At 72.6% G+C, this 26,259-nt stretch carries 22 protein-coding genes and 1 pseudogene; 21 read left to right on the forward strand and 2 right to left on the reverse strand.

The features are described from left to right. The first annotated feature begins 357 nt into the window (after positions 1–357). The 21 genes and pseudogenes from ACIQNU_RS09645 to ACIQNU_RS09745 all read left to right on the forward strand — a co-directional run bounded on the left by ACIQNU_RS09645 (position 358) and on the right by ACIQNU_RS09745 (position 23,059). Positions 358–684 carry a TcmI family type II polyketide cyclase gene (locus tag ACIQNU_RS09645; protein WP_401363365.1) on the forward strand — a complete coding sequence of 109 codons (327 nt, stop codon included), beginning with the start codon at positions 358–360 and terminating at the stop codon, positions 682–684. Continuing rightward, the gene (locus tag ACIQNU_RS09650) at positions 681–1,952 is read left to right on the forward strand and encodes a beta-ketoacyl-[acyl-carrier-protein] synthase family protein (protein ID WP_401363368.1); all 1,272 of its coding nucleotides are present in this window, start codon (positions 681–683) and stop codon (positions 1,950–1,952) included. Before ACIQNU_RS09645 ends, ACIQNU_RS09650 begins: the two co-directional genes overlap by 4 nt. Then, positions 1,949–3,166 carry a ketosynthase chain-length factor gene (locus ACIQNU_RS09655; protein WP_401363371.1) on the forward strand — a complete coding sequence of 406 codons (1,218 nt, stop codon included), beginning with the start codon at positions 1,949–1,951 and terminating at the stop codon, positions 3,164–3,166. Before ACIQNU_RS09650 ends, ACIQNU_RS09655 begins: the two co-directional genes overlap by 4 nt. A gap of 1,020 nt (positions 3,167–4,186) precedes the next feature. After that, positions 4,187–4,456, forward strand: a complete 270-nt coding sequence (locus tag ACIQNU_RS09660; RefSeq protein ID WP_401363373.1) for an acyl carrier protein — start codon at positions 4,187–4,189, stop codon at positions 4,454–4,456. Positions 4,457–4,471: 15 nt separating this feature from the next. Then, positions 4,472–5,290, forward strand: coding sequence for a 3-oxoacyl-ACP reductase FabG (gene fabG, locus ACIQNU_RS09665; RefSeq protein ID WP_401363374.1), 819 nt, complete (start codon positions 4,472–4,474; stop codon positions 5,288–5,290). 40 nt (positions 5,291–5,330) lie between these two features. Next, on the forward strand, positions 5,331–6,317 hold the full coding sequence (locus ACIQNU_RS09670) for an aromatase/cyclase (protein WP_401363377.1): 987 nt from the start codon (positions 5,331–5,333) through the stop codon (positions 6,315–6,317). Between the two features lie 2 nt (positions 6,318–6,319). Next, entirely contained in the window at positions 6,320–7,816 is a 1,497-nt protein-coding gene (locus ACIQNU_RS09675; RefSeq protein ID WP_401363380.1) for an FAD-dependent monooxygenase, read from the forward strand. Between the two features lie 82 nt (positions 7,817–7,898). After that, a complete protein-coding gene (locus ACIQNU_RS09680; protein WP_401363383.1) occupies positions 7,899–8,579 on the forward strand; it encodes an antibiotic biosynthesis monooxygenase family protein in 681 nt (226 codons plus the stop codon). 13 nt (positions 8,580–8,592) lie between these two features. After that, positions 8,593–10,206 carry an FAD-dependent monooxygenase gene (locus ACIQNU_RS09685; protein ID WP_401363386.1) on the forward strand — a complete coding sequence of 538 codons (1,614 nt, stop codon included), beginning with the start codon at positions 8,593–8,595 and terminating at the stop codon, positions 10,204–10,206. Then, complete coding sequence (gene metK / locus ACIQNU_RS09690; protein ID WP_401363389.1) at positions 10,206–11,369, forward strand: methionine adenosyltransferase; 1,164 nt, start codon at positions 10,206–10,208, stop codon at positions 11,367–11,369. The genes ACIQNU_RS09685 and metK overlap by 1 nt, the downstream gene beginning before the upstream one ends. Continuing rightward, positions 11,366–12,370 (forward strand): annotated as a pseudogene (locus ACIQNU_RS09695) (carbohydrate kinase family protein); the annotation flags it as partial. The gene metK and the pseudogene ACIQNU_RS09695, both read left to right, overlap by 4 nt. An 87-nt stretch (positions 12,371–12,457) precedes the next feature. Further along, positions 12,458–12,958, forward strand: coding sequence for a nuclear transport factor 2 family protein (locus ACIQNU_RS09700; RefSeq protein ID WP_401364234.1), 501 nt, complete (start codon positions 12,458–12,460; stop codon positions 12,956–12,958). A gap of 124 nt (positions 12,959–13,082) precedes the next feature. After that, positions 13,083–14,147 (forward strand): methyltransferase, encoded by a 1,065-nt coding sequence (locus ACIQNU_RS09705; protein WP_401363392.1) that lies wholly within the window; start codon positions 13,083–13,085, stop codon positions 14,145–14,147. A gap of 73 nt (positions 14,148–14,220) precedes the next feature. Further along, positions 14,221–15,135 carry an LLM class flavin-dependent oxidoreductase gene (locus ACIQNU_RS09710; RefSeq protein ID WP_401363395.1) on the forward strand — a complete coding sequence of 305 codons (915 nt, stop codon included), beginning with the start codon at positions 14,221–14,223 and terminating at the stop codon, positions 15,133–15,135. A gap of 184 nt (positions 15,136–15,319) precedes the next feature. Beyond that, entirely contained in the window at positions 15,320–17,002 is a 1,683-nt protein-coding gene (locus tag ACIQNU_RS09715; protein ID WP_401363398.1) for an ABC transporter substrate-binding protein, read from the forward strand. Positions 17,003–17,008: 6 nt separating this feature from the next. Then, a complete protein-coding gene (locus ACIQNU_RS09720; RefSeq protein WP_401363401.1) occupies positions 17,009–17,968 on the forward strand; it encodes an ABC transporter permease in 960 nt (319 codons plus the stop codon). After that, positions 17,965–18,870 (forward strand): ABC transporter permease, encoded by a 906-nt coding sequence (locus ACIQNU_RS09725; protein WP_401363403.1) that lies wholly within the window; start codon positions 17,965–17,967, stop codon positions 18,868–18,870. The genes ACIQNU_RS09720 and ACIQNU_RS09725 overlap by 4 nt, the downstream gene beginning before the upstream one ends. Then, the gene (locus ACIQNU_RS09730; RefSeq protein ID WP_401363406.1) at positions 18,867–20,711 is read left to right on the forward strand and encodes a dipeptide ABC transporter ATP-binding protein; all 1,845 of its coding nucleotides are present in this window, start codon (positions 18,867–18,869) and stop codon (positions 20,709–20,711) included. The genes ACIQNU_RS09725 and ACIQNU_RS09730 overlap by 4 nt, the downstream gene beginning before the upstream one ends. Then, entirely contained in the window at positions 20,702–21,766 is a 1,065-nt protein-coding gene (locus tag ACIQNU_RS09735; protein ID WP_401363409.1) for an LLM class flavin-dependent oxidoreductase, read from the forward strand. The genes ACIQNU_RS09730 and ACIQNU_RS09735 overlap by 10 nt, the downstream gene beginning before the upstream one ends. Beyond that, a complete protein-coding gene (locus tag ACIQNU_RS09740) occupies positions 21,759–22,145 on the forward strand; it encodes a TIGR03618 family F420-dependent PPOX class oxidoreductase (RefSeq protein ID WP_401363412.1) in 387 nt (128 codons plus the stop codon). The genes ACIQNU_RS09735 and ACIQNU_RS09740 overlap by 8 nt, the downstream gene beginning before the upstream one ends. Before the next feature lie 35 nt (positions 22,146–22,180). Further along, complete coding sequence (locus ACIQNU_RS09745; protein WP_401363414.1) at positions 22,181–23,059, forward strand: sulfurtransferase; 879 nt, start codon at positions 22,181–22,183, stop codon at positions 23,057–23,059. Between the two features lie 45 nt (positions 23,060–23,104). Here the strand turns inward: ACIQNU_RS09745 and ACIQNU_RS09750 are convergent, their stop codons facing one another. Then, entirely contained in the window at positions 23,105–24,742 is a 1,638-nt protein-coding gene (locus tag ACIQNU_RS09750) for an LLM class flavin-dependent oxidoreductase (RefSeq protein ID WP_401363417.1), read from the reverse strand. Between the two features lie 12 nt (positions 24,743–24,754). Then, on the reverse strand, positions 24,755–26,233 hold the full coding sequence (locus tag ACIQNU_RS09755) for an MFS transporter (RefSeq protein WP_401363420.1): 1,479 nt from the start codon (positions 26,231–26,233) through the stop codon (positions 24,755–24,757). Between the last annotated feature and the right edge of the window lie 26 nt (positions 26,234–26,259).

A 26,259-nucleotide genomic window follows, 5' to 3' on the forward strand; every position in this document is an offset into this window, starting at 1 on the left:
GCGAAGTGGGTGTTGTGGCGTGGTGCGGCTGCTGCCCGCTGGCTTGAAACGTTTCATTCTCTGGTCAAGGATCCTATGCAGCGTGACGCGTGCGCTTCAAGGGGTGTGCACGTGTGCGGTCCTGTGGGGGGGCGGTGAGTGGTCCTCGGGGGGCGGTGCTTCGAGTGCCGCTCTCAGCGCGGCATTTGACACGCCGCCGACCTGCCGTCGACCTGGCCCTGTCGGTCCCCGGACATTCCTGCGGGCCCCTGTGGAACCTGACAGGGACCTGAACAAATGTGCCTTGAACGGATGTGCGCTTCGGAAGAGCCTTGAACACAAGATCCGGTGCTTCTGTCGCTCTGGGAGTGAAGCCGCATGCACAGCACGTTGATCGTCGCCCGTATGGACCCCGCCGCGAGTATCGACGTGGCGCGTGTGTTCGCGGGGTTCGACGCGACCGAGATGCCCCACCGTATGGGCACTCGGCGGCGCCAGCTCTTCTCGTTCCGGGGACTGTACTTCCACCTTCAGGACTTCGACGCGGACGACGGCGGTGAGCGGATCGAGGACGCCAAGTCCGACCCGCGCTTCGTCGGGGTCAGCGCCGACCTGAAACCGTTCATCGAGGCCTACGACCCGGCGACCTGGCGCTCGCCCGCCGACGCGATGGCCGCCCGCTTCTACTCCTGGGAGGCGGCGTGACGGCCCGCCGCGTGGTCATCACCGGGATGGAGGTGCTCGCGCCCGGCGGCGTCGGCACCAAGAACTTCTGGAATCTGCTCAGCGACGGCCGCACCGCCACGCGGGGCATCACCTTCTTCGACCCGGCGCCGTTCCGCTCCCGGGTCGCCGCCGAGATCGACTTCGACCCCTACGAGCACGGGCTGACCCCGCAGGAGGTCCGGCGGATGGACCGTGCCGCCCAGTTCGCGGTGGTCGCCGCGCGCGGCGCGGTCGCGGACAGCGGCATCGACTGCGCGGCGCTCGACCCCTACCGCGTCGGTGTCACCGTGGGCAGCGCGGTCGGCGCCACCATGGGCCTCGACGAGGAGTACCGCGTCGTCAGCGACGGCGGACGGCTCGACCTCGTGGACCACCGGTACGCCGCACCGCACCTCTACCAGCATCTGGTGCCCAGCTCCTTCGCGGCCGAGGTCGCCTGGGCCGTCGGCGCCGAGGGCCCGGCCACCGTGGTCTCCACGGGCTGCACCTCCGGGATCGACTCGGTCGGCTACGCGGCCGAACTCATCCGCGAAGGCACCGCCGATGTGATGGTCGCCGGCTCGTCGGACGCGCCGATCTCACCGATCACCATGGCCTGCTTCGACGCGATCAAGGCCACGACCCCCCGTTACGACGACCCCGAGCACGCCTCACGCCCCTTCGACGGCACCCGCAACGGCTTCGTACTCGGCGAGGGAGCCGCCGTCTTCGTCCTGGAGGAGTGGGAGAGCGCCCGGCGGCGCGGCGCCCATGTGTACGCCGAGATCGCGGGCTACGCGACCCGCAGCAACGCGTACCACATGACCGGACTGCGGCCGGACGGCGCCGAGATGGCCGAGGCGATCCGGCTCGCCCTGGACGAGGCGCGGATGAACGCCGAGACCCTCGACTACATCAACGCCCACGGCTCCGGCACCCTCCAGAACGACCGGCACGAGACCGCCGCGTTCAAGACGAGCCTCGGCCGGCACGCGTACCGGACACCCGTCAGCTCCATCAAGTCGATGGTGGGGCACTCGCTCGGCGCGATCGGCTCCATCGAGATCGCCGCGTCGGCGCTGGCCATGGAGTACGACACGGTCCCGCCCACCGCGAACCTCCACACACCCGACCCCGAGTGCGACCTCGACTACGTCCCGCTCGTCGCCCGCGACCAGCTGACCGACGCCGTCCTCACCGTCGGCAGCGGCTTCGGCGGCTTCCAGAGCGCGATGGTGCTCGCCCGGCCCGACCGGAGCCTCGCGTGAGCGCGTCCGTCGTCGTCACAGGGCTCGGCGTCGCGTCCCCGAACGGGCTCGGCACCCGGGACTACTGGGCGGCGACCCGCGACGGCAGAAGCGGTATCGGCCGGGTCACCCGCTTCGACCCGTCCCGCTACCCGGCCCGCCTCGCCGGGGAGATCCCCGGCTTCGTCGCCGAGGACCATCTGCCGAGCCGGCTCATCCCGCAGACCGACCGGATGACCCGGATCGCGCTCGCTGCCGCCGACTGGGCGCTCGCCGACGCGGACGTCCGGCCCGGCGAACGAGACGCCTTCGACATGGGCGTGGTCACCGCCAGCGCCTCCGGCGGCTTCGAGTTCGGCCAGGGCGAGTTGCGCAAACTGTGGGGCCGGGGCAGCCAGTACGTGTCCGCGTACCAGTCCTTCGCCTGGTTCTACGCCGTCAACAGCGGCCAGATCTCCATCCGGCACGGCATGAAGGGGCCCAGCGGGGTCGTCGTGAGCGACCAGGCGGGCGGCCTCGACGCCGTGGCGCAGGCCCGCCGGCAGATCCGCAAGGGCACCCGGCTCGTCGTGTCCGGCGCCGTCGACGCCTCTATCTGCCCCTGGGGCTGGGTGGCCCAGCTCGCCGGCGGCAGGCTCAGCACCAGCGACGACCCCACGCGCGCCTATCTGCCCTTCGACCGCGCGGCCCGGGGCCATGTGCCCGGCGAGGGCGGCGCGATCCTCATCCTGGAGGACGCCGAAGCGGCCCGCGCGCGGGGCGCCCGCAGCTACGGCGAGATCGCCGGGTACGGCGCCACCTTCGACCCCCGGCCCGGCAGCGGACGCGAACCGGGGCTGCGCCGGGCCGCCGAACTCGCCCTCGCCGACGCGGGCGTGGACCCCGGCGACATCGACGTGGTCTTCGCCGACGCGGCGGCCGACCCCGCGCTCGACGCCGCCGAGGCCGACGCGCTGACCACCCTGTTCGGCCCGCGCGGCGTCCCGGTCACGGCGCCCAAGACGATGACCGGACGCCTCTACTCGGGAGCGGCGCCGCTCGACCTGGCCGCCGCGTTCCTCGCGATCCGCGACGGGATCGTCCCGCCCACGGTCCATGTGGAGCCCTCACCCGCGTACGACATCGACCTCGTCGTCGGCCGACCACGCCCCCTCGCGGTGCGGACAGCGCTGGTGCTGGCCCGGGGTCAGGGAGGCTTCAACTCCGCCGTGGTCGTACGGGCAACCGAGCCGTGAGGTACAGGGGCTGGACCGCCGAGACGCGGCCTGCAGTGGGCGGATTGTCGAGACGCGGCCTGCAGTGGGCGATTGCCGAGACGCCGTTCACGGCGGGCGGATTGCGGAGACGCGGCCCGCAGCGGCTGGATTGCCGAGGCGCGAGCCGCAGTGGCTGTATCGCCGAGACGCCATCCACAGCGGCTGGATCGCCGAGGCGCGATCCGCAGCGGGCGATTGCCGAGGCGCCGTGCACGGCGGGCGGATTGCGGAGACGCGGCCCGCAGTGGCTGGATTGCCGAGGCGCGATCCGCAGTGGGCGGATTGCCGAGACGGGGCCCGCAGCGGGCGATTGCCGAGGCGCCGTGCACGGCGGGCGGATTGCGGAGACGCGGCCCGCAGTGGGCGGATTGCCGAGGCGCGATCCGCAGTGGGCGGATTGCCGAGGCGCGGCCCGCAGTGGGCGGATTGCCGAGGCGCGAGCCGCAGTGGGCGGATTGCCGAGACGCGAGCCGCAGTGGGCGGATTGCCGAGGCGCGAGCCGCAGTGGGCGGATTGCCGAGACGCGAGCCGCAGTGGGCGGATCGCCGAGACGCGAGCCGCAGTGGCCGGATTGCCGAGGCGCAACCCGCAGCGGCTGGATCGCCGAGACGCGAGCCGCAGTGGCTGGACCGCCGGGACACGGCCCGCAGCGGGCGGATCGCCGCGCCGCGATTCGCAGCGGCGGATTGCCGAGACGCCGTCCACGGCGGGCGGATCGCCGAGACGCCACCCGCAGCGGCTGGACTGCCGAGACACGACCCGCAGCGGCCGGACCGCCGAGACGCCACCCGCAGCGGCCGGACCGCCGAGACACGACCCGCAGCGGCTGGACCGCCGGGACACGACCCATAGCGGCCGGACCGCCAAGACGCCGCCCACAGCGGCCGGACCGCAGCGACGCGACCCACACAGGCCGCACCACCCCCACTCACCCCCACTCACCCCCACTCACCCCCACTCACCCCCACTCACCACCACCGACCCACCCGGAGGGACCCCGTGGCCACCAACCCATTCACCCTGGACGATCTGAAGCGGATTCTGCTGGAGGCCGCGGGCGCCGAAGAGGGCGTTGATCTCGACGGCGACATCCTGGACAGCGCGTTCCAGGACCTGGGATACGAGTCCCTTGCCCTGCTGGAGACCGGCGGGCACATCGAGCGTGAGTACGGGATCTCGCTGGACGACGACGCGCTGACCGACGCCGCGACCCCGCGCGCCCTGGTCGACGTCGTCAACGCCCGGCTCGCCGAAGTCCGCGCCGCCTGAAAGGAGTTGACCGCCATGACACAGCAGCACACCGAACCGGGCACCGTCACCACCACGGGCGGCGGGCGCGTCGCCCTCGTCACCGGCGCCACCAGCGGAATCGGCCTCGCGGTCGCCCGGCTGCTCGCCACGCAGGGGCACCGCGTGTTCCTCGGCGCCCGCAGCGCCGACCAGGTCACCGCGACCGTCAAGGAACTCGGCGCGGAAGGGCTCGACGTGGACGGCACGGTCGTCGACGTACGGGACGCGGCGGCGGTGACCGCGTTCGTCGCGGCGGCCGTCGACCGCTTCGGCACCGTCGACGTCCTCGTCAACAACGCCGGGCGCTCCGGCGGCGGAGTCACCGCCGACCTCGCCGACGAGCTGTGGGACGACGTCATCGACACCAACCTGACCAGCGTGTTCCGGCTGACCAGAGAGGTCCTGAACGCGGGCGGCATGCGGCACAAGGACCGCGGCCGGATCATCAACATCGCCTCCACGGCCGGGAAGCAGGGCGTCGTCCTGGGCGCCCCCTACTCCGCCTCGAAACACGGCGTTGTCGGCTTCACCAAGGCGCTCGGCAACGAACTGGCGCCCACCGGCATCACCGTCAACGCCGTCTGCCCCGGCTATGTCGAGACACCGATGGCGCAGCGCGTACGGCAGGGGTACGCCGCCGCCTACGACACCACCGAGGAGGCGATCCTCGCGAAGTTCCAGGCCAAGATCCCGCTCGGCCGGTACTCGACGCCCGACGAGGTCGCCGGGCTCGTCGGCTATCTCGCCTCCGACACGGCGGCGTCGATCACGGCCCAGGCCCTCAATGTCTGCGGCGGCCTCGGCAACTTCTGACCAGCAACGAGCAAGCACCGCATCCCGAGGAGGAGTGGTCATGACGACCCGTGAGGTCGAGCACGAGATCACCGTCGAGGCACCCGCCACGGCCGTGTACCGGCTGCTGGCGGAGGTGGTGAACTGGCCGCGTATCTTTCCGCCCACCATCCATGTGGACCAGGTCGAGTACGTGCCCGCTTCCGGAACCGGCGGCAGCGACACCCCTGGGACCACCGGGCGCCCGGTCGCCGAGGAACGCATCCGCATCTGGGCGACCGCCGGCGGCGAGGCGAAGAACTGGACCTCGCGCCGCACCCTCGACCCCCAGGCGCTGCGCATCAGGTTCCGGCAGGAGGTCACCACACCCCCGGTCGCCGCGATGGGCGGCACCTGGATCATCGAGCCCGTCTCCGCCACGGAGTCCCGCGTCCGGCTGCTGCACGACTACCGGGCCGTCGGCGACGACCCGGCGGGCCTCGCCTGGATCGACGAGGCGGTGGACCGCAACAGCAGGTCCGAACTCGCGGCGCTGAAGGAGAACCTGGAACGCGCCCACGCCGAGGAGGAGTTGACGTTCTCGTTCGAGGACGCCGTGACCGTCGACGGCGCGGCGAAGGACCTGTTCGACTTCGTCAACGAGGCGAACCTCTGGTCCGAACGCCTGCCGCACGTGGCGTCCGTACGCCTCACCGAGGACACCCCCGGCCTCCAGACCCTGGAGATGGACACCCGCGCCAAGGACGGCTCGACACACACCACCAAGTCGTACCGCGTCACCTTCACCCCGCACCGGATCGCGTACAAGCAGGTCACGCTCCCCGCGCTGATGACCCTGCACACCGGTGTGTGGACCTTCGACGAGGGGCCCGACGGGACGCGCGCGACCTCGCAGCACACGGTCACCCTCAACACCGCCAACATCGCGCGGATCCTCGGCCCGGACGCCACCGTCGCCGACGCCCGCGCCTACGTCCACGGCGCGCTCAGCGCCAACAGCGGCGCCACCCTCGCCCACGCCAAGAGCTACGCCGAACAGAAGCGGTGACGGTGGCTCAGGACCGCCTGGTCACCACCCAGGTCATCGTGGTCGGCGCCGGGCCCGTGGGGCTCATGCTCGCGGGTGAGCTGCGGCTCGGCGGCGCCGATGTCGTCGTACTGGAACAGCGGACCGCGCCCACCACGGAGTCCCGGGCCTCCACGCTGCACGCCCGCACCATGGAGATCCTCGACGGCCGGGGACTTCTGACCCCGCTCGGCACCCCGCCCAGGGAGCCGCGCGGCCACTTCGCCGGGATACCGCTCGACCTCACGCTGCCGAGCGCGTACCCCGGCCAGTGGAAGGTCCCGCAGTTCCGGACCGAGCGGCTGCTTGAGGACTGGGCGCGGTCGCTGGGGGCGGAGGTGCGGCGGGGGTGTGCGGTGCGGGGGGTGCGGGCGGCGGGGGAGGGCGCCGACGGGGAGTACGTCGAGGCCGAAGTCGACGGCCCTGACGGGGGGTTACGTGTACGGGGGCGGTTTCTCGTCGGCTGCGACGGCGAGCACAGCACCGTACGCAGGCTCGTCGGCGCCGACTTCCCCGGGCACGACGCCCGCCGCGCCCTCCTGCGGGCCGACGTCGACGGGATCACCGTCCCGAACCGCCGCTTCGAGCGACTGCCCGACGGCCTCGCGATCGCCGCGCGCCGCGACGACGGGGTGACGCGGGTGATGGTGCACGCGTTCGGCGGTGGCGCGGACCTGGACCGGGCGCCCGACTTCACGGAGGTCGCCGAGGTCTGGAAGCGCGTCACCGGTGAGGACATCAGCACCGGAACCCCCCTGTGGGTCAACGCCTTCGGCGACGCGCACCGCCAGCTCACCCGCTACCGCCACGGCCGGATCCTGTTCGCGGGCGACGCGGCCCACCGTCAGATGCCCATCGGCGGCCAGGCGCTCAACCTCGGACTCCAGGACGCCGTCAACCTCGGCTGGAAACTCGCCCTCCACGTCCGGGGCCTGGCCCACCCCGGCCTCCTCGACACCTACCACGCGGAGCGCCACACCGTCGGACACCGGGTCCTCACCGGTATCGCGGCCCAGGCGCGCCTCCTCCTCGGCGGCCCCGAAGTGGAGCCCCTGCGGGCCCTGTTGACGGAACTCATGGCCCACGAACCGGTCCGCGCGCACCTCGCGGGCGTCATCAGCGGACTCGACATCCGGTACGACGTCGGAGGGCCGCCCCACCCCTGGCTCGGCGCACGCCTCCCCGACCTCGCGCTGCACACCGCTCAAGGGCACGTCACCACAACGGAGTCGCTGCGCCCGGGGCGCGGGCTGCTCATCTCCTTCGACGCCGCCCCGGCCCCGGACACCGGCGGCCGGGACGACCGGATCACGGCGCTGACGGCCCTCCGCCCGACCCCGCCGACCACCCCGCCCGGGACCGGCTCGCTGCTCGTCCGCCCGGACGGCCATGTCGTGTGGATCGGCCCGGCGCGCGGCGGCGGTGTGCCGGGCCTCCGCCCCGCGCTGGAACGGTGGTTCGGCCCCTCGCCCTCGTCCTGACCCACCCCCCGGCTGACACACCCCCCGGTCCACATCTCCATCTCCCGGACACCGACCGCCCGCAGGAAGGAACCCCGTACCCATGCCCCTCATCTCGCCGGACGACGGCTACCTGACCGTGTTCAACCTCTTCGAGACCGACACCACCGCCCTCCAGGACGACGTGCTCGTCGCGATGCGCGACATCATCGACCACGCGAACTACCCGGGCTGGGTCTCGTCGACGCTCCACTCGGGCATCGACGCACCCGGCACCGCGAACTACATCCAGTGGCGCAGCGTGGAGGATCTGGAAGCCCGGTACGCGGGGCAGAAGTTCCGCACCAGGACGGTGCCGGAGTTCCACCGGCTCGCCCGTACCGTACGGCTCCTCAAGACCGAGGTCGCCTTCACCCAGCACCATCCCGCGCTCGACGGAGCCGTCGAGATCTCGCCCAAGCGGGACGACTACACCGTTCTGATCGTCCTCGACACCGCCCCGGACCAGCAGAAGGAACTCCTCGACACCCTCGCCAAGCCCGACGAGTGGATCAAGGGCGTTCCGGGCTATCGCTCGCACACCTATCTGCGCGGACTCGACGGCACCTTCGTCGTCAACTACGCCCAGTGGGACAGCAAGGAGTTGTACGACGCCTTCCACACGCTCCCCGAGGAGCAGCGGCCGACCGACGTCCGGGACGGCCGGGCGCGGGCCCGTGCCCTGGTGACACGCCGGCAGGCGAACACGTACAGCGTCGTCCACTCACGTTCCGCGGCAAGCTGACCAGGGAGGACCCATGCCAGTGACTCCTGAGGCCGGGACCGCGATCACCGATGTCGTCGTGGTCGGCGCCGGGCCCACCGGGCTGCTGCTCGCCGGGGAACTCCGTCTCGGCGGTGCCCGCGTCATCGTCCTTGAACGCCTGGCACGGCCCACCGGACAGTCCCGGGGGCTGGGCTTCACGGCGCGCGCGATGGAGATCTTCGACCAGCGCGGACTGCTGCCCCGGTTCGGCCAGGGCGAGACCCTGGAGATCAGCCCCGTCGGGCACTTCGGCGGGGTGCGGTTCGACTACACGGTGCTGGAAGGTGCCCACTTCGGGGCCCGGGGCATCCCGCAGTCGCAGACCGAGGCCGTCCTGGAGGAGTGGGCGTCCGCGGTGGGCGCCGACATCCGCAGGGGGTGGGAGTTCGAAGGGTTCGAAGAAGTCGGGGAGTTGGGGGGCTCGGAGGATTCGGGAGGGGGGTACGGAGGCGACGGCACCGGCGGTCACGGTGTCGAGATCACCGTACGTACCCCCGACGGACACCGCCGTATCCGCGCCTCCTACCTCGTGGGCTGCGACGGCGGCCACAGCGCCGTGCGGACCGCCGCCGGAATCGGCTTCCCCGGCACTCCGGCGACCCGGCTGATGTTCCTCGCCGATGTCGTCGGCTGCGACCTGCGGCCCCGGCTCCTCGGTGAACGGCTCGCGCGCGGCATGGTGATGGCGGCCCCGCTCGGCGACGGCGTCGACCGTGTCATCGTCTGCCCGGACGGCACCCCGCCACCCGGCGACGGCGACGGGCCCGTCACCTTCGCCCAGGTCGCCGACGCCTGGCAGGACCTCACGGGTGAGGACATCCACCACGGCGGTGCCGCCTGGGTGAGTTCGTTCACGGACACGACCCGCCAGGCGTCCGCGTACCGCAGCGGCCGGGTCCTGCTCGCGGGCGACGCCGCGCACGTCCATCTGCCGGCCGGGGGACAGGGCCTCAGCACGGGTGTGCAGGACGCGGCCAACCTGGGCTGGAAGCTGGCCGCTGTCGTCCGGGGCACCGCTCCCGGCGGTCTGCTCGACACGTACCACGACGAACGCCATCCGGCGGGCGCGCGGCTGCTGATGAACACCCGCGCCCAGGGCAGCGTGTTCCTCGGCGGCGCCGAAGCGGACCCGCTGCGCGCGCTGTTCGCCGAACTCCTCGCGTACGACGACGTGAAACGGCACCTCGCGGGCGTGGTGAGCGGCCTCGACGTCCGTTACGACGTCGGCGACGGCACGCATCCGCTCCTCGGCCGCCGCCTCCCGCACCGCCACCTGGTCGACGCCGGGGGCGGGACCAGCACCACCGAACTGCTGCACCCCGCGCGCGGTGTCCTCCTCGATCTCGCCGACGACCCCGCGCTGCGGGCCGCCGCGGCGCCCTGGCGCGACCGGGTGACGGTGACGACGGCCGTGCCGAAACCGGTCGACGGCATCGACCCGCTCACCGGAACGACCGCCCTGCTCGTGCGCCCCGACGGCCATGTGGCATGGGCGGCGGCCTCCGGTACCCATGGCGCCCCCACCCCCGTGGCCGCCGATCCGGGCGCCGATCCGCGCGAGGCGCTGCGCCGCTGGTTCGGCCCGCCCCTGACGAAGGAAGCGTGATGGCCCTACGCCTGTTCACCTCGGAGTCCGTGACCGAGGGCCACCCCGACAAGATCGCCGACCAGATCAGCGACACCGTCCTCGACGCGCTGCTGCGCGACGACCCGAGGGCACGCGTCGCCGTGGAGACCCTGATCACCACCGGCCAGGTGCATGTGGCCGGCGAGGTCTCGACCACGGCGTACGCGCCGATCGCACAGCTGGTGCGCGAGAAGATCCTGGAGATCGGCTACGACTCGTCGAAGAAGGGCTTCGACGGCGCGACCTGCGGTGTCTCCGTGTCGATCGGCGCCCAGTCCCCGGACATCGCCCAGGGCGTCGACACCGGAGGCGCGGGCGACCAGGGCCTGATGTTCGGCTACGCCTGCGACGACACGCCCGAGCTGATGCCCCTGCCCATCCAACTCGCCCACCGCCTGTCCCGCCGTCTGACCGCCGTACGCAAGGAGGGCCGCGTCCCGTATCTGCGGCCCGACGGCAAGACGCAGGTCACCATCGAGTACGACGGCGACCGGGCCGTACGCCTCGACACGGTCGTGGTGTCCACGCAGCACGCGGCGGACGTCGACCTGGAATCCCTGCTCGCCCCCGACATCCGCGCCCTGGTGGTGGAGCCCGAGTTGGCGGCGCTCGTGGACGAGGGCATCAAGCTGGAGACCGAGGGCCACCGCCTCCTCGTCAACCCGACCGGACGCTTCGAGATCGGTGGCCCGATGGGCGACGCTGGCCTCACCGGGCGGAAGATCATCATCGACACGTACGGCGGCTACGCGCGGCACGGCGGCGGCGCCTTCTCCGGCAAGGACCCGTCCAAGGTGGACCGCTCCGCCGCGTACGCGATGCGCTGGGTCGCGAAGAACGTCGTGGCCGCCGGGCTCGCGTCCCGCTGCGAGGTGCAGGTGGCGTACGCGATCGGCAGGGCGGAGCCCGTCGGGCTGTTCATCGAGACCTTCGGCACCGGCACTGTGCCCGCCGACACTCTCCAGCACGCCGTCACCGAGGTGTTCGACCTCCGGCCCGCCGCGATCATCCGCGACCTCGACCTGCTCCGCCCGATCTACGCGCAGACCGCCGCGTACGGGCACTTCGGCCGTGAACTGCCCGACTTCACCTGGGAGAAGACGGACCGGGTGGACGCGCTGCGGACGGCGGCCGGGGGGTGAACGCGTCCGAGGCGACCGACCGGGTCCCCGGCCGTGTCCTCGTCACCGGGTCCGTCGCCACCGACCATCTGATGGTGTACCCCGGCCGGTTCGCCGAGCAGATGATCGCCGACCGGCTCGACCGGGTCTCGCTGTCCTTCCTCGCCGACTCGCTGGAGATACGGCGCGGGGGAGTCGCCGCGAACATCGCGCTCGGGCTGGCCCGCCTGGGTCTGTCGCCCGTCGTCGCGGGCGCGGCCGGGGCGGATTTCGCCGCGTACGGGGAGTGGCTGGGCGCGGAGGGTGTGGACGTCTCGGCCGTCCATGTCAGCGACACCCTGCACACGGCCCGCTTCGTCTGCACCACGGACGCCGACCAGAACCAGATCGCCACCTTCTACGCCGGTGCGATGACCGAGGCCCGGCGCATCGGCATCGCGCGAGTCGCCGCCCGCTCGGGCCCGTTCGCGCTCGCCGTCGTCGGTCCCGACGATCCCGAGGCGATGCTGCGGCACACCGAGGAGTGCCGGAGTCTCGGTATCCCCTTCGCCGCCGACCCCTCCCAGCAACTCGCCCGCCTCGACCGCGCGGCGGCCCGGCGCCTGATCGACGGCGCCCGGCTGCTGTTCACCAACGAGTACGAGGCCGCCCTCCTCACCGAACGCACCGGCTGGACCGAGAACGGCATCCTCGCCCGCACCGGCACCTGGATCGTCACCCGGGGCGCCGGAGGCGTCACCCTCGCACGCGCCGCCCAGGGGCCGTCCCGGCTCGCGGCCGTGCCCGCGCGGGCGGCCACCGAGCCCACGGGTGTCGGCGACGCCTTCCGCGCGGGGTTTCTCGCCGGCACGCTCCGCGGCTGGCCGCAGGCCCGCGCCGCCCGGCTGGGCTGCGCCCTCGCCACGGTCGTCCTGGAGTCGGTGGGACCGCAGGAGTATGCCCTCACCGCCGGGGACCTGGTCCGCCGGATCGAGGAGGCGTACGGGCCGGAGGCCGCGCGGGAGGCCGGTCCAGCGCTCGCTCGGATGGTGCGGGGGCCGGTCGCGGGGGCGCCCGCAACACCAACCACTCGCCGCACCCATCCCCGACCCGTCCCGAAGGGACCACCCATGACCACACCCGAAACCCTGGCCGCTCTCGCCGCCCTACAGGACCAGGTCCGCGCCCTGACCGACCGGTCCGACATCGCCGCGCTCTGCGACCGCTACCTCACCCACCTCGACCGCGACCGGCACCGCGACGACTGGTTCGGCGACGTCTTCACGGACGACGCCCATCTCACCTTCCCCATGGGCGAGTTCAAGGGCACGTCAGGGCTCGCCGAGTTCCAGGAGATGGCCCGGAAGACCTTCGCACGCACCCACCACACCGCCTCCGCGCTCACCGTCACCGTCGACGGCGACCATGCCCGGATCCGGGCCCATCTCACGGCCGTCCATGTGCGCCGGGCGGCCGAACCCGGTGAGCACTTCGACATCGGCGGGCACTACGACGCCGACGCCGTGCGGACCCCCGAGGGGTGGCGGATCAGCAGATTCGTGTTCGACCTGGTCTGGCACGCGGGGCAGGGACCCCAGGGCCATGGACCCGCCGCACCTGCGAAGTCCTGACGCGACTTCACCAAAACCTGACACAGGGGCGCCTTGAACCGGCCACCGCCAGCGAAGAGGCTTCATACGGGCCCGTCGGTGCGTCCCGGTCCGCCCCATCCGGTACAGAGGAGGACGTTCCTTCATGCCGTCAGACACCCGGTCGTCCGGCACCACGCCCGGCATTGCCCCCGCAGGCCCCGCCGAACTCCCCGCCTCCGTAAGGCTGCTCCAGCTCGTCACCGCCGGATGGCTCGCGCAGGCGGTGAGCGCCGCCGCCGAACTCGGGCTCGCCGACGCACTCGCCGCCGGACCGCGACCCGTGGCCGACATCGCCGCCGCCACCGGAACCCACGCCCCCAGCGTCTACCGCCTGCTGCGCGCCTGCGCCGACATCGGCCTGTTCGACGAGCGCGACGAACAGGTCTTCTCCCTCACCGAGTTGGGCGAGGCCCTGCGCGACGACAGCCCCACCTCTCTGCGGCACTTCGCGATCTGGACCGGCCTGCCCGCCGAGCGCCACGCCTGGGCCGGCCTCGCCGATGCCGTACGCACCGGCCGGACCGCCTTCGCCGATGTGCTGGGCACCCCCGTCTGGGACTACATGGGCGACCACCCCGACGTCCTCACCGTGTTCGACAAGGCGATGACCGAGGCGTCACGCCAGATCATCTCGCCGGTCGTCGCGGCCTACGACTTCGGCGCGTTCAGCACCGTCGTGGACGTCGGCGGCGGCCGGGGCGCGCTCCTCGCCGCCGTCCTCGCGGCGAACCCCGCCACCCGGGGCGTCCTCTACGACCGTCCCGAGGTCATCGCGAGCGCCGGTGAACCCCTGCGGGCCGCCGGGGTCGCCGACCGGGTCGATCTCGTCGGCGGCGACTTCTTCGCCTCGGTCCCCGAGGGCGGCGACGCCTATGTCCTGTCCAACATCATCCACGACTGGGACGACGACCTGTCCCGGCGCATCCTCGGCAACTGCCGGGACGCGCTGGCCGACGGCGGCCGGGTCCTGCTGGTCGAGGCCGTGCTCCCCGACCGGCCCCGGCCGACCCCCACGGTCTCCCTGATGGACCTGGACATGCTGGTCGTCGCCGGCGGCAGGCAGCGCACCGCCGCGGAGTTCGACACCCTGCTCGGCCGGTCCGGGCTCAAGCTCTCCCGGATCGTCCCCGGCGGCCACTGCGGCGTCGTCGAAGCGGTCCGCGCCTGACCCGAGGGCGCCGGCAGCGGGTGGTTCCACAGATCAGTCAACGGCACGACACGGAAAGAGGTGGGCGGCAGCCATGCCGGAACAGCCCGATCGCAAGCTGTGGTTCGGATTCGCCCCGGGCGTGGGCGTCGGTGACGTGCCCGGGATCCTGAGCGGTGTCGAGCACGCCGACCGCGCGGGGCTCGACTTCTTCACGGTCTCCGACCACCCGTACTACGGCAGCCGCCTGGAGGCGTACGCGGCGCTCGGGCTGCTCCTCGGCAGGACCAGGGACATCACGGGCCTCGTCACCGTCACCAACCTGCCGACCCGCCCCGTACCGCTGCTCGCCCGCACCCTGACCACCCTGTCCGCGCTGTCCGGCGGCCGGGTCGTCCTCGGGCTCGGCGCCGGCGGCTACTGGGACGACATCGTCCGCCTCGGCATCCCCCGTCTCGACCCGGCCGCCGCCGTCCGCGCCCTGGACGAGGCCATCGGGCTGGTCAGGGCGCTGGCGGGCGGCGGCGGTCCGGTCACCTTCGAGGGAGAGTTCTCGCAGGTGACCGCCGTGGACCCGGCGCCGGTTCCGGCGCCCCTCGTGTGGACGGGCTCCGTCGGACCCAAGTCGCTCGCCGTCACGGGACGGCTGGCCGACGGCTGGATACCCGGCAACGCCGCCGACTGGCACAGCGCCCGCTTCCGCGAGTCCCGGCCGCTCGTGGACGAGGCCGCCGCTTCCGTGGGCCGGGACCCCGCCACGATCGCGACCGTCTTCAACCTGCCCGCCCGCATCACCGACGCACCCGTCACCAACCCCCGTGACCCGTCGGGCCGTTGGACCGGCGGCTCGGTCGCGCAGTGGATCGAGGAGCTGACCTCGGCCGTGCTGGATCACGGCGCTTCCGGGTTCGTGTACTTCGCGTCCGGCGACCCGTCGGGGGCCGTCGGACTCGCCCGCTGGGCCGAGGAGATCGTGCCCGCCGTCCGGGAGGCGGTCGCCAAGGGCTGACCCGGCCGAAGGAACACGGATGTGACGTTCCCCGGGGGCGGATCCGCCGTACCCGGGGGGTGGATCCGCCGTACCCCGAGGGGTGGATTCACCGCACCCCGCCCCGTCGTTCAACCGCACCACGGAGCGGCGCCGCCACGCGCCTCTCCGGCAGAAAAACAGCGAAACCGAGAAAGGGCCCTGGATGTCCAGCAGCAGAGTCGGAGTCCTCCACCGCCACCCGCACCACCCCCACCCGGGCCCCTGCCCGAGCCACCTCTGCCCGAGCGGCCGTCACCCGCGCCGCGCCCGGCTGCGGCTCGCGCTCGCCGCGCTCGTGGTGGCGCTGCCCGTCGCCGCCTGTTCCGGCGGCTCCGGTTCGCCCTCGGGCGGCGCGGGCGCGGGCACGCCGCGGGACGGCGGCGCGCTGGTGGTCGGCGCGGAGGCGGACCCGACCTGCCTGGACCCGCAGCAGACCGGCCAGCTCTCGGCCGTCGACATCACCCGGTCCATGGTCGACACCCTCACCGACCAGGACCCGAAGACCGGCCGGATCGTGCCGTGGCTCGCCAAGTCCTTCAAGGCGAGCACCGACGGCCGCTCCTTCACCTTCACCCTGCGCGACGGCGTCACCTTCAGCGACGGCAAGCCCGTCGACTCCCGCTCGGTGAAGCTGACCTTCGACAACCTGATCAAGCAGCCCGCCAACGGAGCGCCCGCCTATCTCCGCGGCTACACCGGCACCACGGTCACCAGCCCCACCGAACTCACGGTGAAGTTCTCCGCGCCCAACGCCCAGTTCCTCCAGGCCACTTCGGGCATCGGCCTGGGCATCCTGTCGCCCGCCACCTTCGACAGACCGGCCGCCGACCGCTGCCGGGGAGAGTTCATCGGATCGGGCCCGTTCGTCCTGGACCACTACACCGCGAACCAGGAAGTCGTCCTGAAGAAGCGGAAGGACTACCGCTGGCCGTCGTCCCTCGCATCCGGCAAGGGCGCCGCCCGTCTCGACTCCGTGAAGTTCGTGTTCATCCCCGAGGCGGGCGCACGGACCGGGGCGCTCAGCTCCGGGCAGATCCAGGTCGCCAAGAGCGTCCAGCCCACCGACCAGAGCCAGTTCGACGGCAACGGATTCCGGCTCCTGTCGAAACCCGCGCCCGGCCTCGTACCGCCGCTGTCCCTCAACCACTCCGGGATCCTCGCCGACCAGAAGGTCCGGCAGGCCCTGCTCCAGGGCATCGACCGCAAGCAACTCGTCGACACCGTGTTCAGCCCCCTCTACAAGCCGGCGACCGGCGTCCTGTCGTCCACCACGCCGCTCTACACCGACCAGAGCGACCGGCTCCGCTACGACCCCGACGGCTCCAGGAAGCTTCTCGACAGCGCGGGGTGGACGCCCGGCAAGGACGGCGTCCGCGTCAAGGACGGCAAGCGGCTGACCCTGAACTGGCTGATCCCCGCGCCCATGCCGCCGGTCAACGAGTACGTCCAGCAGCAGCTCCGCGAGATCGGCGTCGACGTCCAGCTCAAGGCCGTCGCCCCGGCCGCCTATGTGGAGCAGCAGCAGAAGGGCGCCTTCGACATCACCGCCGTCGCCGTGACCCGCGCCGACCCGGACGTCCTGCGGAACATCTTCTACTCCAAGGGCGCCAACCTCTGGCACCTCCCGCCCAGCGACCTCGACACCTATCTGGAACAGCAGGCGTCCGCCACCAACGAGAAGGACCGCCAGGAGGCCGTCACCAAGGCGGTCGACTGGATCCTGGACCACGCCGACACCGTCCCGCTCTACGAGGGCGCCCTCGTCCACGGCGTCGCCGACTCGGTCGGCGGACTCGACCTGGACGCCTCCACACGGCTCGATCTGCACGATGCCTGGCTCAGGTGACGCGACGTGACCACAGCCTGGTACGTGGGGGGACGCGCCCTGCGCGCGCTGTTCGTGGTGTGGGCCGCGTTCACCCTCACCTTCGCCGCCCTGCGGATGCTGCCCGGCGACCCCGTCGCCCTCATGCTCAGCGGACGCGGCGGCTTCGAGACCCTGACACCGGAGCAGATCGCGGCGACCACGGCGGAACTCGGCTACGACCGCCCCCTGTGGCAGCAGTACGGATCGGCGCTCGCCGACGCCGCCCACGGCGACTTCGGCAGCTCCCTCCAGACCGGTCAGCCCGTCTCCACGATGATCGCCGACGCGCTGCCGCCGACCCTCGCCGTGGGCACGGCGGCGCTGTTCCTCGCCCTCACCGGCGGCACCCTCCTCGCCCTCCTTGCCCACCTGGTCCGCTCCCGCACCGGCCGCCAACTCCTGCGTTCCGTACCGTCGTTGGCGGTGTCCCTGCCGTCCTTCTGGGTCGGCCTGATCCTCATCCAGCTCCTGTCGTTCCAGTGGCGGCTGTTCCCGTCGCTCGGGGACTCCGGCGCGTCGAGCCTCGTCCTGCCCGCGTGCACCCTGGCGATCCCGGGCGCCGCACTGGTCGCGCAGGTCCTCGGCAAGAGCCTGCACACCACCCTTCAGGAGCCGTACGCCGACACGGTACGGGCCACCGGCGCCGGTCCCGCACGGCTGCTGCTCGGCCACGGACTGCGCAACGCGGCCATCCCCGCCGTGACCGTCGTCGGCTTCCTCGTGGGCTACCTCATCGGCGGCGCGGTCATCGTGGAGACCGTGTTCTCGCGGCCCGGGATGGGCCGGATCACCCAGTCCGCCGTCTCCACCCAGGACCTGCCCGTCGTACAGGGCGTGGTCGTGGTCGCGGCGCTCGCGTTCGCCGTGGTCAATCTGGCGGTCGACCTGCTGTACCCGGTGCTGGATCCGCGGATCCGGTCGACGGGACGGCTGGTGGCGTCATGACCGGAACCCTGACCAAGGCGCCACCACCTCCGCTCCCCGCCGACCCGCGCCGCCGCCTCCTCCCGACCGCGTCCGGAGTACGGTCCGGCGTCCGCGCGGTGGTCCTCGGCAGACCGGGCGTCACGCTCTCCGTCCTCGTCCTGCTCACCGTCCTCGGCTGGGCGTTCGTCCCCGAATGGTTCACCGGACGCGACCCGCTCACCGGGGTCGCCGCCGACCGGTTCCTCGCCCCGAGCGGTGACCATCCCTTCGGGACCGACCAGTTGGGGCGGGACGTGTACGCGCGGGTGGTGCACGGCGCGTCCCTGTCGCTGCGCGCCACCGTCATCGCGATCGTCATCGCACTGGCCGCCGGAACCGTACTGGGCCTGGTCGCCGGTTTCTTCGGCCGCTGGGTCGACGCCGTGATCATGCGGGCCGTCGAGGTGATGATGTCGGTGCCGCCGGTGCTGCTGTCGCTGACCATCGTCACCGCGCTCGGCTTCGGCACCACCGAGGTCGCCATCGCCGTCGGGGTCACCAGCGTCGCCGGGTTCGCCCGCGTGATGCGCGCGGAGGTGCTGCGGGTCCGCACCGCCGTGTACGTCGAAGCGGCGATCCTGTGCGGCGCCCGCTGGTGGCGGATCCTGCCGCGCTACATCCTGCCGGCCGCGATCGGGCCCGTACTCGCCCTGGCAGCCCTGGACTTCGGCCTCGTGGTCCTCGCCGTCGCGGGCCTCAGCTTCCTCGGGTACGGGGAGCCGCCGCCGGCGCCGGAGTGGGGCGCCCTCGTCGCCGACGGCCGTACCTATCTCGCCACGGCGTGGTGGCTGACGACGCTGCCGGGCCTCGCCGTGACGGCGGTCGTCCTCGCGGCGAACCGGCTGTCACGGGTGCTGGAGTCGGAGAGGAGCGCACGGTGAACCGGCCTACGGATCGCCCTCTGGGGCGCGCCACCGATCCCTTGACGGACGGCCGGGCGCCCCATAGCTCACCGCTCCTGAGCGTCAGCGGTCTGCGGGTCGTCTACCGCACCGCGACCGGTCCCCATGTCGCCGTCGACGGGCTCGACCTGGAGGTGGCGGCCGGGCAGATCACGGCCGTCGTCGGTGAGTCCGGCTCCGGCAAGAGCAGCACCGCACACGCCGTCGTCGGTCTGCTGCCCGGCACGGGACGGGTCGAGGCCGGCGGTGTCCGGCTCGACGGCGAGGAGCTGACCACGCTCGGCGAGAAGGAGTGGCGCCGGGTGCGGGGCCGCCGGATCGGGCTGATCCCGCAGGACCCCGGGGTCGCCCTGGACCCGGTGAAACCGGTGGGCCGCCAGGTCGCGGAGGTGCTGCGGATCCACGGTCTGGCGGCGACCGGCCGCGGAGCGGCGGCCCGCGCCGTCGAACTGCTCGCCGACGCGGGGCTGCCGGACCCGGCGCTCCGCGCCCGCCAGTACCCGCACGAACTGTCCGGTGGTATGCGGCAGCGGGTCCTCATCGCGATGGCCACCGCCGCCGGACCGCGCCTCCTCGTCGCCGACGAACCGACCTCCGCCCTCGACGTCACCGTCCAGCGCCAGATCCTCGACCACCTCCAGGGCGTCGTCACCTCGACCGGCACCGCGATCCTCCTCATCACCCACGACCTGGCCGTCGTCGCGGACCGGGCACAGCACGTGGTGGTGATGTCGAAGGCACGGGTGGTGGAGTCGGGTCCTACGCGGCAGGTGCTGGGGGATCCGCAGCATCCGTATACGCGGGGGTTGTTGGCGGATGTGCCGGGGGCCGGGGCGGCGAGTGCCGGGGTGCGGGTGTCGGTCGGGTCCGGGGGGCAGGCGTCCCGCGAACGGGCCCCGGGGCGTGCGTTGTTGCGCGTACGCGACCTGGTGAAGACCTTCCCGACCCGTGGCCCCGGACTGCGGCACCCCCGTCGCGTCGCCGTCGACGGTGTCGGCTTCGACATCGCGCGCGGTGAGACCCTCGGCCTGGTCGGCGAGTCCGGCTCGGGCAAGTCGACCACGGCCCGCATGGTCCTCGGCCTCGAACACCCCGACTCGGGCACCGTGAGCCTCGACGGCGACGACATCACCACGGCCCGCGGCGCCGCCCGACGCCGCCTGCACCGACGCGTCCAGCTCGTCTACCAGAACCCGTACGCGTCGCTGAACCCCCGCTTCACCGTGGAGGAGCTGCTGACCGAACCGCTGCGCAACTTCCGCGTCGGTGACCGCGTCGAACGCGCCGCGACCGTGCGCCGCCTCCTCGACGACGTGTCGCTGCCCGCCGACGTCCTGCGGCGCAGGGCGGCCGAACTCTCCGGCGGGCAGCGGCAGCGCGTCGCCATCGCCCGCGCGCTGTCGCTCGGCCCCGAACTCCTCGTGTGCGACGAACCGGTCTCCGCCCTCGACGTCACCGTCCAGGCCCGGATCCTCGAACTCCTCGTCGGCCTCCAGGAACGGCACGGCCTCAGCTATCTCTTCATCTCCCACGATCTCGCCGTCGTCGGGCAGGTCAGCGACCGGATCGCGGTGATGCGGGACGGCCGCGTCGTGGAGTCGGGGGACACCGACCGGATCCTGCGCTCACCCCGGCACCCGTACACGAAGGAACTCCTCGCGGCCGTCCCCGGCAGCCGCACGGCAGACACACCGGCCGCACCGACCGACCGTCCCGCACACGACCGTCCCGCACACGACCGTCCCGCACACGACCGTCCCGCACACGAACGTCCCGCACACGAACGTCCCGAACGCATGGAGGACAGCGCATGGAGCTAGGGCTCATCACCTTCGGCAGTCTGCTGCCCGATCCGCTCACCGGCACCACACTGACGCAGCGGGAACGGCTGCGGGACGTGGTGCGCGCGGCGGCCGATGCCGAGGAGTTCGGCTTCGCCTGGTACACCGTCGGTGAGCACCACTTCGGGGACCGGGACGTCATTCCCTCGCCAGCCCTGGTGCTGGCGGCCGTCGCCGAACACACCTCCACCATCCGGCTCGCCACCGGCACGACCCTCGTCGCCAACCGCGACCCGGTGCTCGTGGCCGAGGACTACCACCTCCTCGACCTGCTGTCCGGCGGGCGCCTGGAGATGATCGTGGGCGGTTCCTTCTTCCCCGAGCCGTACGCCGTCTTCGACCAGGCGCCCGCGAGCAAGGCGGCCCGTAAGCGCGAGAACACCGAACTGCTGATCCGTCTGTGGACCGAGGAACGCGTCACCTGGCAGGGCGAGTTCCGCCCGCCCCTGGACGACGTACTGCTTCAGCCCCGGCCGCTCCAGGAACAGCCGCCGTTCTGGATCAGCGGCGGAACCGGGCTCGACTCCGTCCATCTCGCCGTCGACCACGGCCTGCCGATGGTGCTGGGCACCACCGCCCGCGAACCTTCCGTGTTCACCCCCGTCTTCGACACGTACCGCACCCTCTGGCACGAGTCGGGCCGACCCGGTCCGCCGGGACGCCTCGGCGCCGCCAGCCATGTCTTCGTCGCCGAGACCTCACAGCGGGCCCGCACTCTGTGGGAGGCGTACATCAACAGCTACCTCACGGTGAAGAAGCCCGGCTCGTCCGGCATCGCCGCCCCGCCCGACTTCGCCACCTACATCGGCGACCAGGGCCCCGCCCTCTGCGGCAGCCCCGCCGAGGTCGTCGACAAGCTGGGCCGCCTCCACGACGCCTGGGGCCACGATCTGCATCTGCTCGCCATCGACGTCGGCGGCATCCCGTACGCGGAGGTGCGCGCCGCCACCGAACTGGTCGCGTCGGACGTCCTTCCGCAGGTGGGGGAGTGGGGCCGTACGGAGGTGCCCGGGAAGGTCGCCGCCGATGCTTGACGAGGACATCAGGACCCTCGCCACCGCCCGCACCCTCGGCGTCTTCACCACGCTGATGCCCGACGGCCGGCCGCAGACCAGCCTCGTCTGGCCGCACGCGGACGACCACCATGTCCTCGTCGGCACCAACACCGCGCGCCAGAAGTACCGCAACGTGGTCGCCGACCCCCGCGTCAACATCCTCCTCCTCGACTCCGACAACAGCCGCCGCTACATCGAAATCCGGGCCCGCGTCGTCGCCATCGAACCCGGCGCCGCCGCACTCCGCCTCGCCCGCACCACCTTCGGCAAATGGACGGGCAGCGAGCAGGTGCGTCAGGCCGAGGGCGAACGCGTCCTGCTCCGCCTCGTACCCGACCACGTCCACCGCAAGGACTGACCCGACCCCGGCCGAACGACCGAAAGGCTCCACCGATGACGGTCCCTGAACCCACGCTCCCTCCCGTGGTGGACATCTCCTGGCTCCGCGAGCACCCCGACCGGCGCGACGGCGGTGACGGCGACGGCGGTGTCGTCCTGGCCGATGTCCGCTGGTACCTGGACGGCCGCAGCGGCCTCGACGCCTACCTCGCCGGACATCTTCCGGGGGCGCTCTGGGTCGACGTCGACACCGTGCTCTCGGCGCCGCCGACCGAGACCGGGGGCCGGCATCCGCTCCCGGACCCCGACGACTTCGCGGACGCGCTGGGACGCCTCGGCATCGGCGACGACACCACCGTGGTCGCCTACGACGACAACGGTGGTGCCTACGCCGCCCGGCTGGTGTGGCTGCTCCGCCGCACCGGCCGGGCGGCTGCCCTGCTCGACGGCGGACTCGCCGACTGGCCGGACGCCGACCTGGAGACCGGTCAGGTCACCCGCGCCCCGGTGCCGCACACGCCGGTCGACTGGCCGAAGGAATCATTCCGCTCTGCCGACGAGGTGGCCTCCGCCACGGCGAACGGCACCGCGGTCGTCCTGGACGCCCGCGCCCCCGATCGCTACTCCGGCGCCACCGTCCTGCCCACCGACATCCGCTCCGGCCACATCCCCGGCGCCCGCAACGCCCCCTGGTCCGCCAACCTCACCCCCGACGGCCACTTCGCCCCGCCGTCCGCCCTGCGCGCCCACTACACCGTGCTGGGTGTCCCGCCCGACACCGAGGTGATCGTCTACTGCGGCAGCGGCGTCACCGCCTGCCACGACCTCCTGGCCCTCGAACACATCGGCATCCCCACGACCTCCCTCTACCCGGGCTCCTGGTCGGCCTGGTCGGCCGACCTGTCCCGCCCGATCGAAACCGGCGACCAGTGAGCGGTGACAGCGACAGCGACCAGTGAGGCGTGGCTGGTGAACGCCCTACCACCCCGTCCCGAACCGGGCCATGGGCTCGATCAACTCCCTCTCCTCGTAGGCCAGATGTGACAGCAGCGCATCGGTCAGCAGGTCCACCGCCGCCCGCAGACCCTCCATCCGCCCGAGCGCTCCGCCCTCGTCGCTCACCGCCGCCACGAGTTCCCGGTCCAACTGCTCGATGACGCCATGGATCGCGTGGTGCTCCTCCGTCAGCCGGTCGAGCACCGGGCCGAGGCGTTCGTCCAGGCGGCGTAGATGAGGGAAGAGGTCGACGTCCTCCCGGGAGTGGTGGGCGGTGGTGATCCGGCAGTACGAGGCGCAGTACGCGCCCAGCGCCCAGGTGTTCTGACGCAGACTCAACTCCTGGAGCTGTGCGCGTGCCTCACCCGGATCGAGCGATTCCGCCAGCACCTGGTCCACGACCTCGCGCAGCCGGGTGAGATCAGCCCGGAGCTGGTCGTGCGCGGCGACCAGATTCCGGGCGGGCTCCTCCTGCCGGCGGGAGTACCGCCGCTGCGGATCGGCGGGCGGCCCGCTGGGACGGTCCGACTCCTCCCAGAGCCGTACGGAGCTGCGCCGCAGGCCCGGGTCCGGTGTGGGTTCCACGGAGAGCCGGCGCCCACCGGAGCCGTCGCCGCCCGCAGACGGCCCGGCCCCCGCACCCGTACTCACCGCCGCAGCCTTGTCCGTCCCCGCCCCCTTGCCGTGCCCCGCCGCCGCACGCACCGTTTCCCGCTCGCCGCGCGGTGTCTCGGGACCGCTCCCGCCGGACCGCTCCGCCGCGACCAGTTCCCGCGTGGCCGGCGCCACCTCCTCGCCGAAGACCTGGAGCAGATCCGGGAAGTTGGCGGGCAGCAGAAACGCGCTGGTGCCGTGCTCCAGAGCGAGCGCGGCGAGTTGCTCGGGCCAATCGCCGGGCGAGCCCTCCGGGAACCCGCCGCCCGCGCCGGGCGAGAGGTTGTAGAGCCGTCGCACCGCCCCCGGTGGACGACCCGCCTCGGCCGCCGCCTCGTCGATGATCCGGTGCCCCGCCGCCAGCCGCACCGGAGGCACATGCGGCACGCTCGGCAGCCAGCCGTCGCCCGCCGTCCCCACCAGCCGCAGCATCCGCGGACCCACCGCACCGATCCAGATCCCGATGTCATGCGCGGGAACAGGGCCCGGAGCGGCGCCGTACAGCCCGTAGTGCTTGCCGTCGAGGCGCACCCGGCGGCCGGGTGCCCAGAGCGCGCGGACGACGTCGATGGCCTCGCGGGTCGCGGCGACCGCCTCACCGGGGGTACGACGCGGCCCGCCCTCCGCGGCGATGTTGTCCCAGTACGCACCCGCGCCCAGGCCCAGTTCGACGCGCCCGCCGCTCAGCAGGTCGAGGCTCGCCGCCGTACGTGCGAGGGCGGCGGGTGGGCGCAGGGGCAGATTGGCGACGTTCGGGAAGACCCGGACGCGGGACGTGGCGGCGGCGATGAAGCCCAGCACCGTCCACGCGTCCAGGAACCCCGGCTGATACGGGTGGTCCGGCACGCTCATCAGGTCCAGTCCGGCCTGTTCCCCGAGCTGGGCCATCGCGACCGCGTCGAGCGGCTGCCCGGCCGACGGCATCAGGACGGCGCCGAAGAGCAGATCGTGTCCGTAGTCAGGCATGGTCGGTGCTCCTCAGCCCGTCGCCGAACCGCTGGTCCGGGCCGGGGCCCCGGATGCGGGCGCCTTGGCGGACGAGGCCAGCAGCCGGCCCGGTCCGGCGAGCGCCGCCAGCGTGGCGACACCGAGGGCGATGGCCGACATCACGAACGCCGTCGTGTACCCGGACTCGGCGGGGAACCTGGTGCCGGAGATCGTCTTCGACGCCACCAGCGAAGCGGCGATCTGCGCCCCCAGGGAACCGCCGATGGTCCGCATGATCGTGTTGATGCCGGTCGCCTCGCCCGTCTGGCGCGGATCGACCGCTCCCACCACGAGGTTGGCGAGGGCCGCGAAGGCGAAGCCGACACCGATACCGAGCACCGCCGACCCGACGTACATCGCCCACTCGGTGTCATGCGCCCCCGCGTAGATCGCGAAGCCGACCACGCCGATCAGGCAGGCCAGGACCAGCGGCAGCTTGAAGCCGACGGCCGCACCGATCCGCCCGGCGAGGGGACTCGCGATCAGCATGGTCGCCGCCATCGGCACCATGAACAGCCCGGACTCCGTGACGGACGCACCGAATCCGTACCCCGCCTCGGTCGGCGTCTGGGCCAGGAGCGGCACCAGTGTGAACGCGCCGTACATACCGAAGCCGATGATCAGCGCCGTGACATGGGAGGTCGCCACCGCCGGGCGGCGCAGCAGCTCGATGTCGATCAGCGGCGCGGACAGCCGCCGCTCCACGGCGACGAACACCGCGAGCAGCACCACGGCCGCCACGAACAGCCCGATCACACCCGCCGAGGCCCAGCCCCACGACTTGCCCTCACTGATGGCGAGGAGCAGCGCCACCACACCGGCGCTGAGCAGTGCCACGCCCGCCCAGTCGATACGGCCCGGCGAGCGGACCGGGGACTCCTTGATGAACGCGGCCACCGCGAGGATGCCCAGGACGATCACGATCAGCCCGAACCAGAAGATCCAGTGCCAGCTCAGCGCGTCGACGATCGGCCCCGGCACCACCAGGCCCACACCGAATCCGATCCCGAACGTCGAGCTGATCAGTCCGATCGCGACCGGCACCCGCTCACGCGGGAACTGATCGCGCACGATCCCGAAGGCCAGCGGGAAGGCGGCGGAGCCCACGCCCTGGACGGCGCGGGCAGCGATCAGCATGCCGATGGACGTCGACAGCGCGGCCAGCAGGGTGCCGATCGCGAACACGGTCAGGCTGGCGATCAGCACCCGCCGCTTGCCGAACATGTCGCCGACCCGGCCCAGCAGCGCGGTCGCGACGGACGCGGACAGCAGGAAGGCGCTCAGCACCCAGGAGACGACGGTGGTGCTGGTGTCGAACTCCCGCTGAAGGTCGGGCAGCGCCGGCACGACCATCGTCTGCATCAGCGAGAAGGAGAGCACGGCGACCAGCAGCGCCGCGAACGGTGCGGCGACGCCGCGTGGCTCCGCGGCGGTCGGCGTCGCCGCCGGAGTGGTCGGTGAGTCGGTCATGGAGCGGTCCTCCGGGGAGCGGGCAG

Source organism: Streptomyces sp. NPDC091292, from assembly GCF_044757265.1.
Classification (GTDB): domain Bacteria; phylum Actinomycetota; class Actinomycetes; order Streptomycetales; family Streptomycetaceae; genus Streptomyces.

Excerpts from the sequence above, each read along its gene's own strand:
- ACIQNU_RS09745 (WP_401363414.1), top strand. The coding sequence starts at position 22,181 with ATGACGGTCCCTGAACCCACGCTCCCTCCCGTGGTGGACATCTCCTGG.
- ACIQNU_RS09750 (WP_401363417.1), bottom strand. The coding sequence starts at position 24,742 with ATGCCTGACTACGGACACGATCTGCTCTTCGGCGCCGTCCTGATGCCG.
- fabG (WP_401363374.1), top strand. The coding sequence starts at position 4,472 with ATGACACAGCAGCACACCGAACCGGGCACCGTCACCACCACGGGCGGC.
- ACIQNU_RS09705 (WP_401363392.1), top strand. The coding sequence starts at position 13,083 with ATGCCGTCAGACACCCGGTCGTCCGGCACCACGCCCGGCATTGCCCCC.
- ACIQNU_RS09685 (WP_401363386.1), top strand. The coding sequence starts at position 8,593 with ATGCCAGTGACTCCTGAGGCCGGGACCGCGATCACCGATGTCGTCGTG.
- ACIQNU_RS09645 (WP_401363365.1), top strand. The coding sequence starts at position 358 with ATGCACAGCACGTTGATCGTCGCCCGTATGGACCCCGCCGCGAGTATC.
- ACIQNU_RS09715 (WP_401363398.1), top strand. The coding sequence starts at position 15,320 with ATGTCCAGCAGCAGAGTCGGAGTCCTCCACCGCCACCCGCACCACCCC.
- ACIQNU_RS09725 (WP_401363403.1), top strand. The coding sequence starts at position 17,965 with ATGACCGGAACCCTGACCAAGGCGCCACCACCTCCGCTCCCCGCCGAC.
- ACIQNU_RS09740 (WP_401363412.1), top strand. The coding sequence starts at position 21,759 with ATGCTTGACGAGGACATCAGGACCCTCGCCACCGCCCGCACCCTCGGC.
- ACIQNU_RS09680 (WP_401363383.1), top strand. The coding sequence starts at position 7,899 with ATGCCCCTCATCTCGCCGGACGACGGCTACCTGACCGTGTTCAACCTC.
- metK (WP_401363389.1), top strand. The coding sequence starts at position 10,206 with ATGGCCCTACGCCTGTTCACCTCGGAGTCCGTGACCGAGGGCCACCCC.
- ACIQNU_RS09670 (WP_401363377.1), top strand. The coding sequence starts at position 5,331 with ATGACGACCCGTGAGGTCGAGCACGAGATCACCGTCGAGGCACCCGCC.
- ACIQNU_RS09735 (WP_401363409.1), top strand. The coding sequence starts at position 20,702 with ATGGAGCTAGGGCTCATCACCTTCGGCAGTCTGCTGCCCGATCCGCTC.
- ACIQNU_RS09755 (WP_401363420.1), bottom strand. The coding sequence starts at position 26,233 with ATGACCGACTCACCGACCACTCCGGCGGCGACGCCGACCGCCGCGGAG.
- ACIQNU_RS09710 (WP_401363395.1), top strand. The coding sequence starts at position 14,221 with ATGCCGGAACAGCCCGATCGCAAGCTGTGGTTCGGATTCGCCCCGGGC.
- ACIQNU_RS09700 (WP_401364234.1), top strand. The coding sequence starts at position 12,458 with ATGACCACACCCGAAACCCTGGCCGCTCTCGCCGCCCTACAGGACCAG.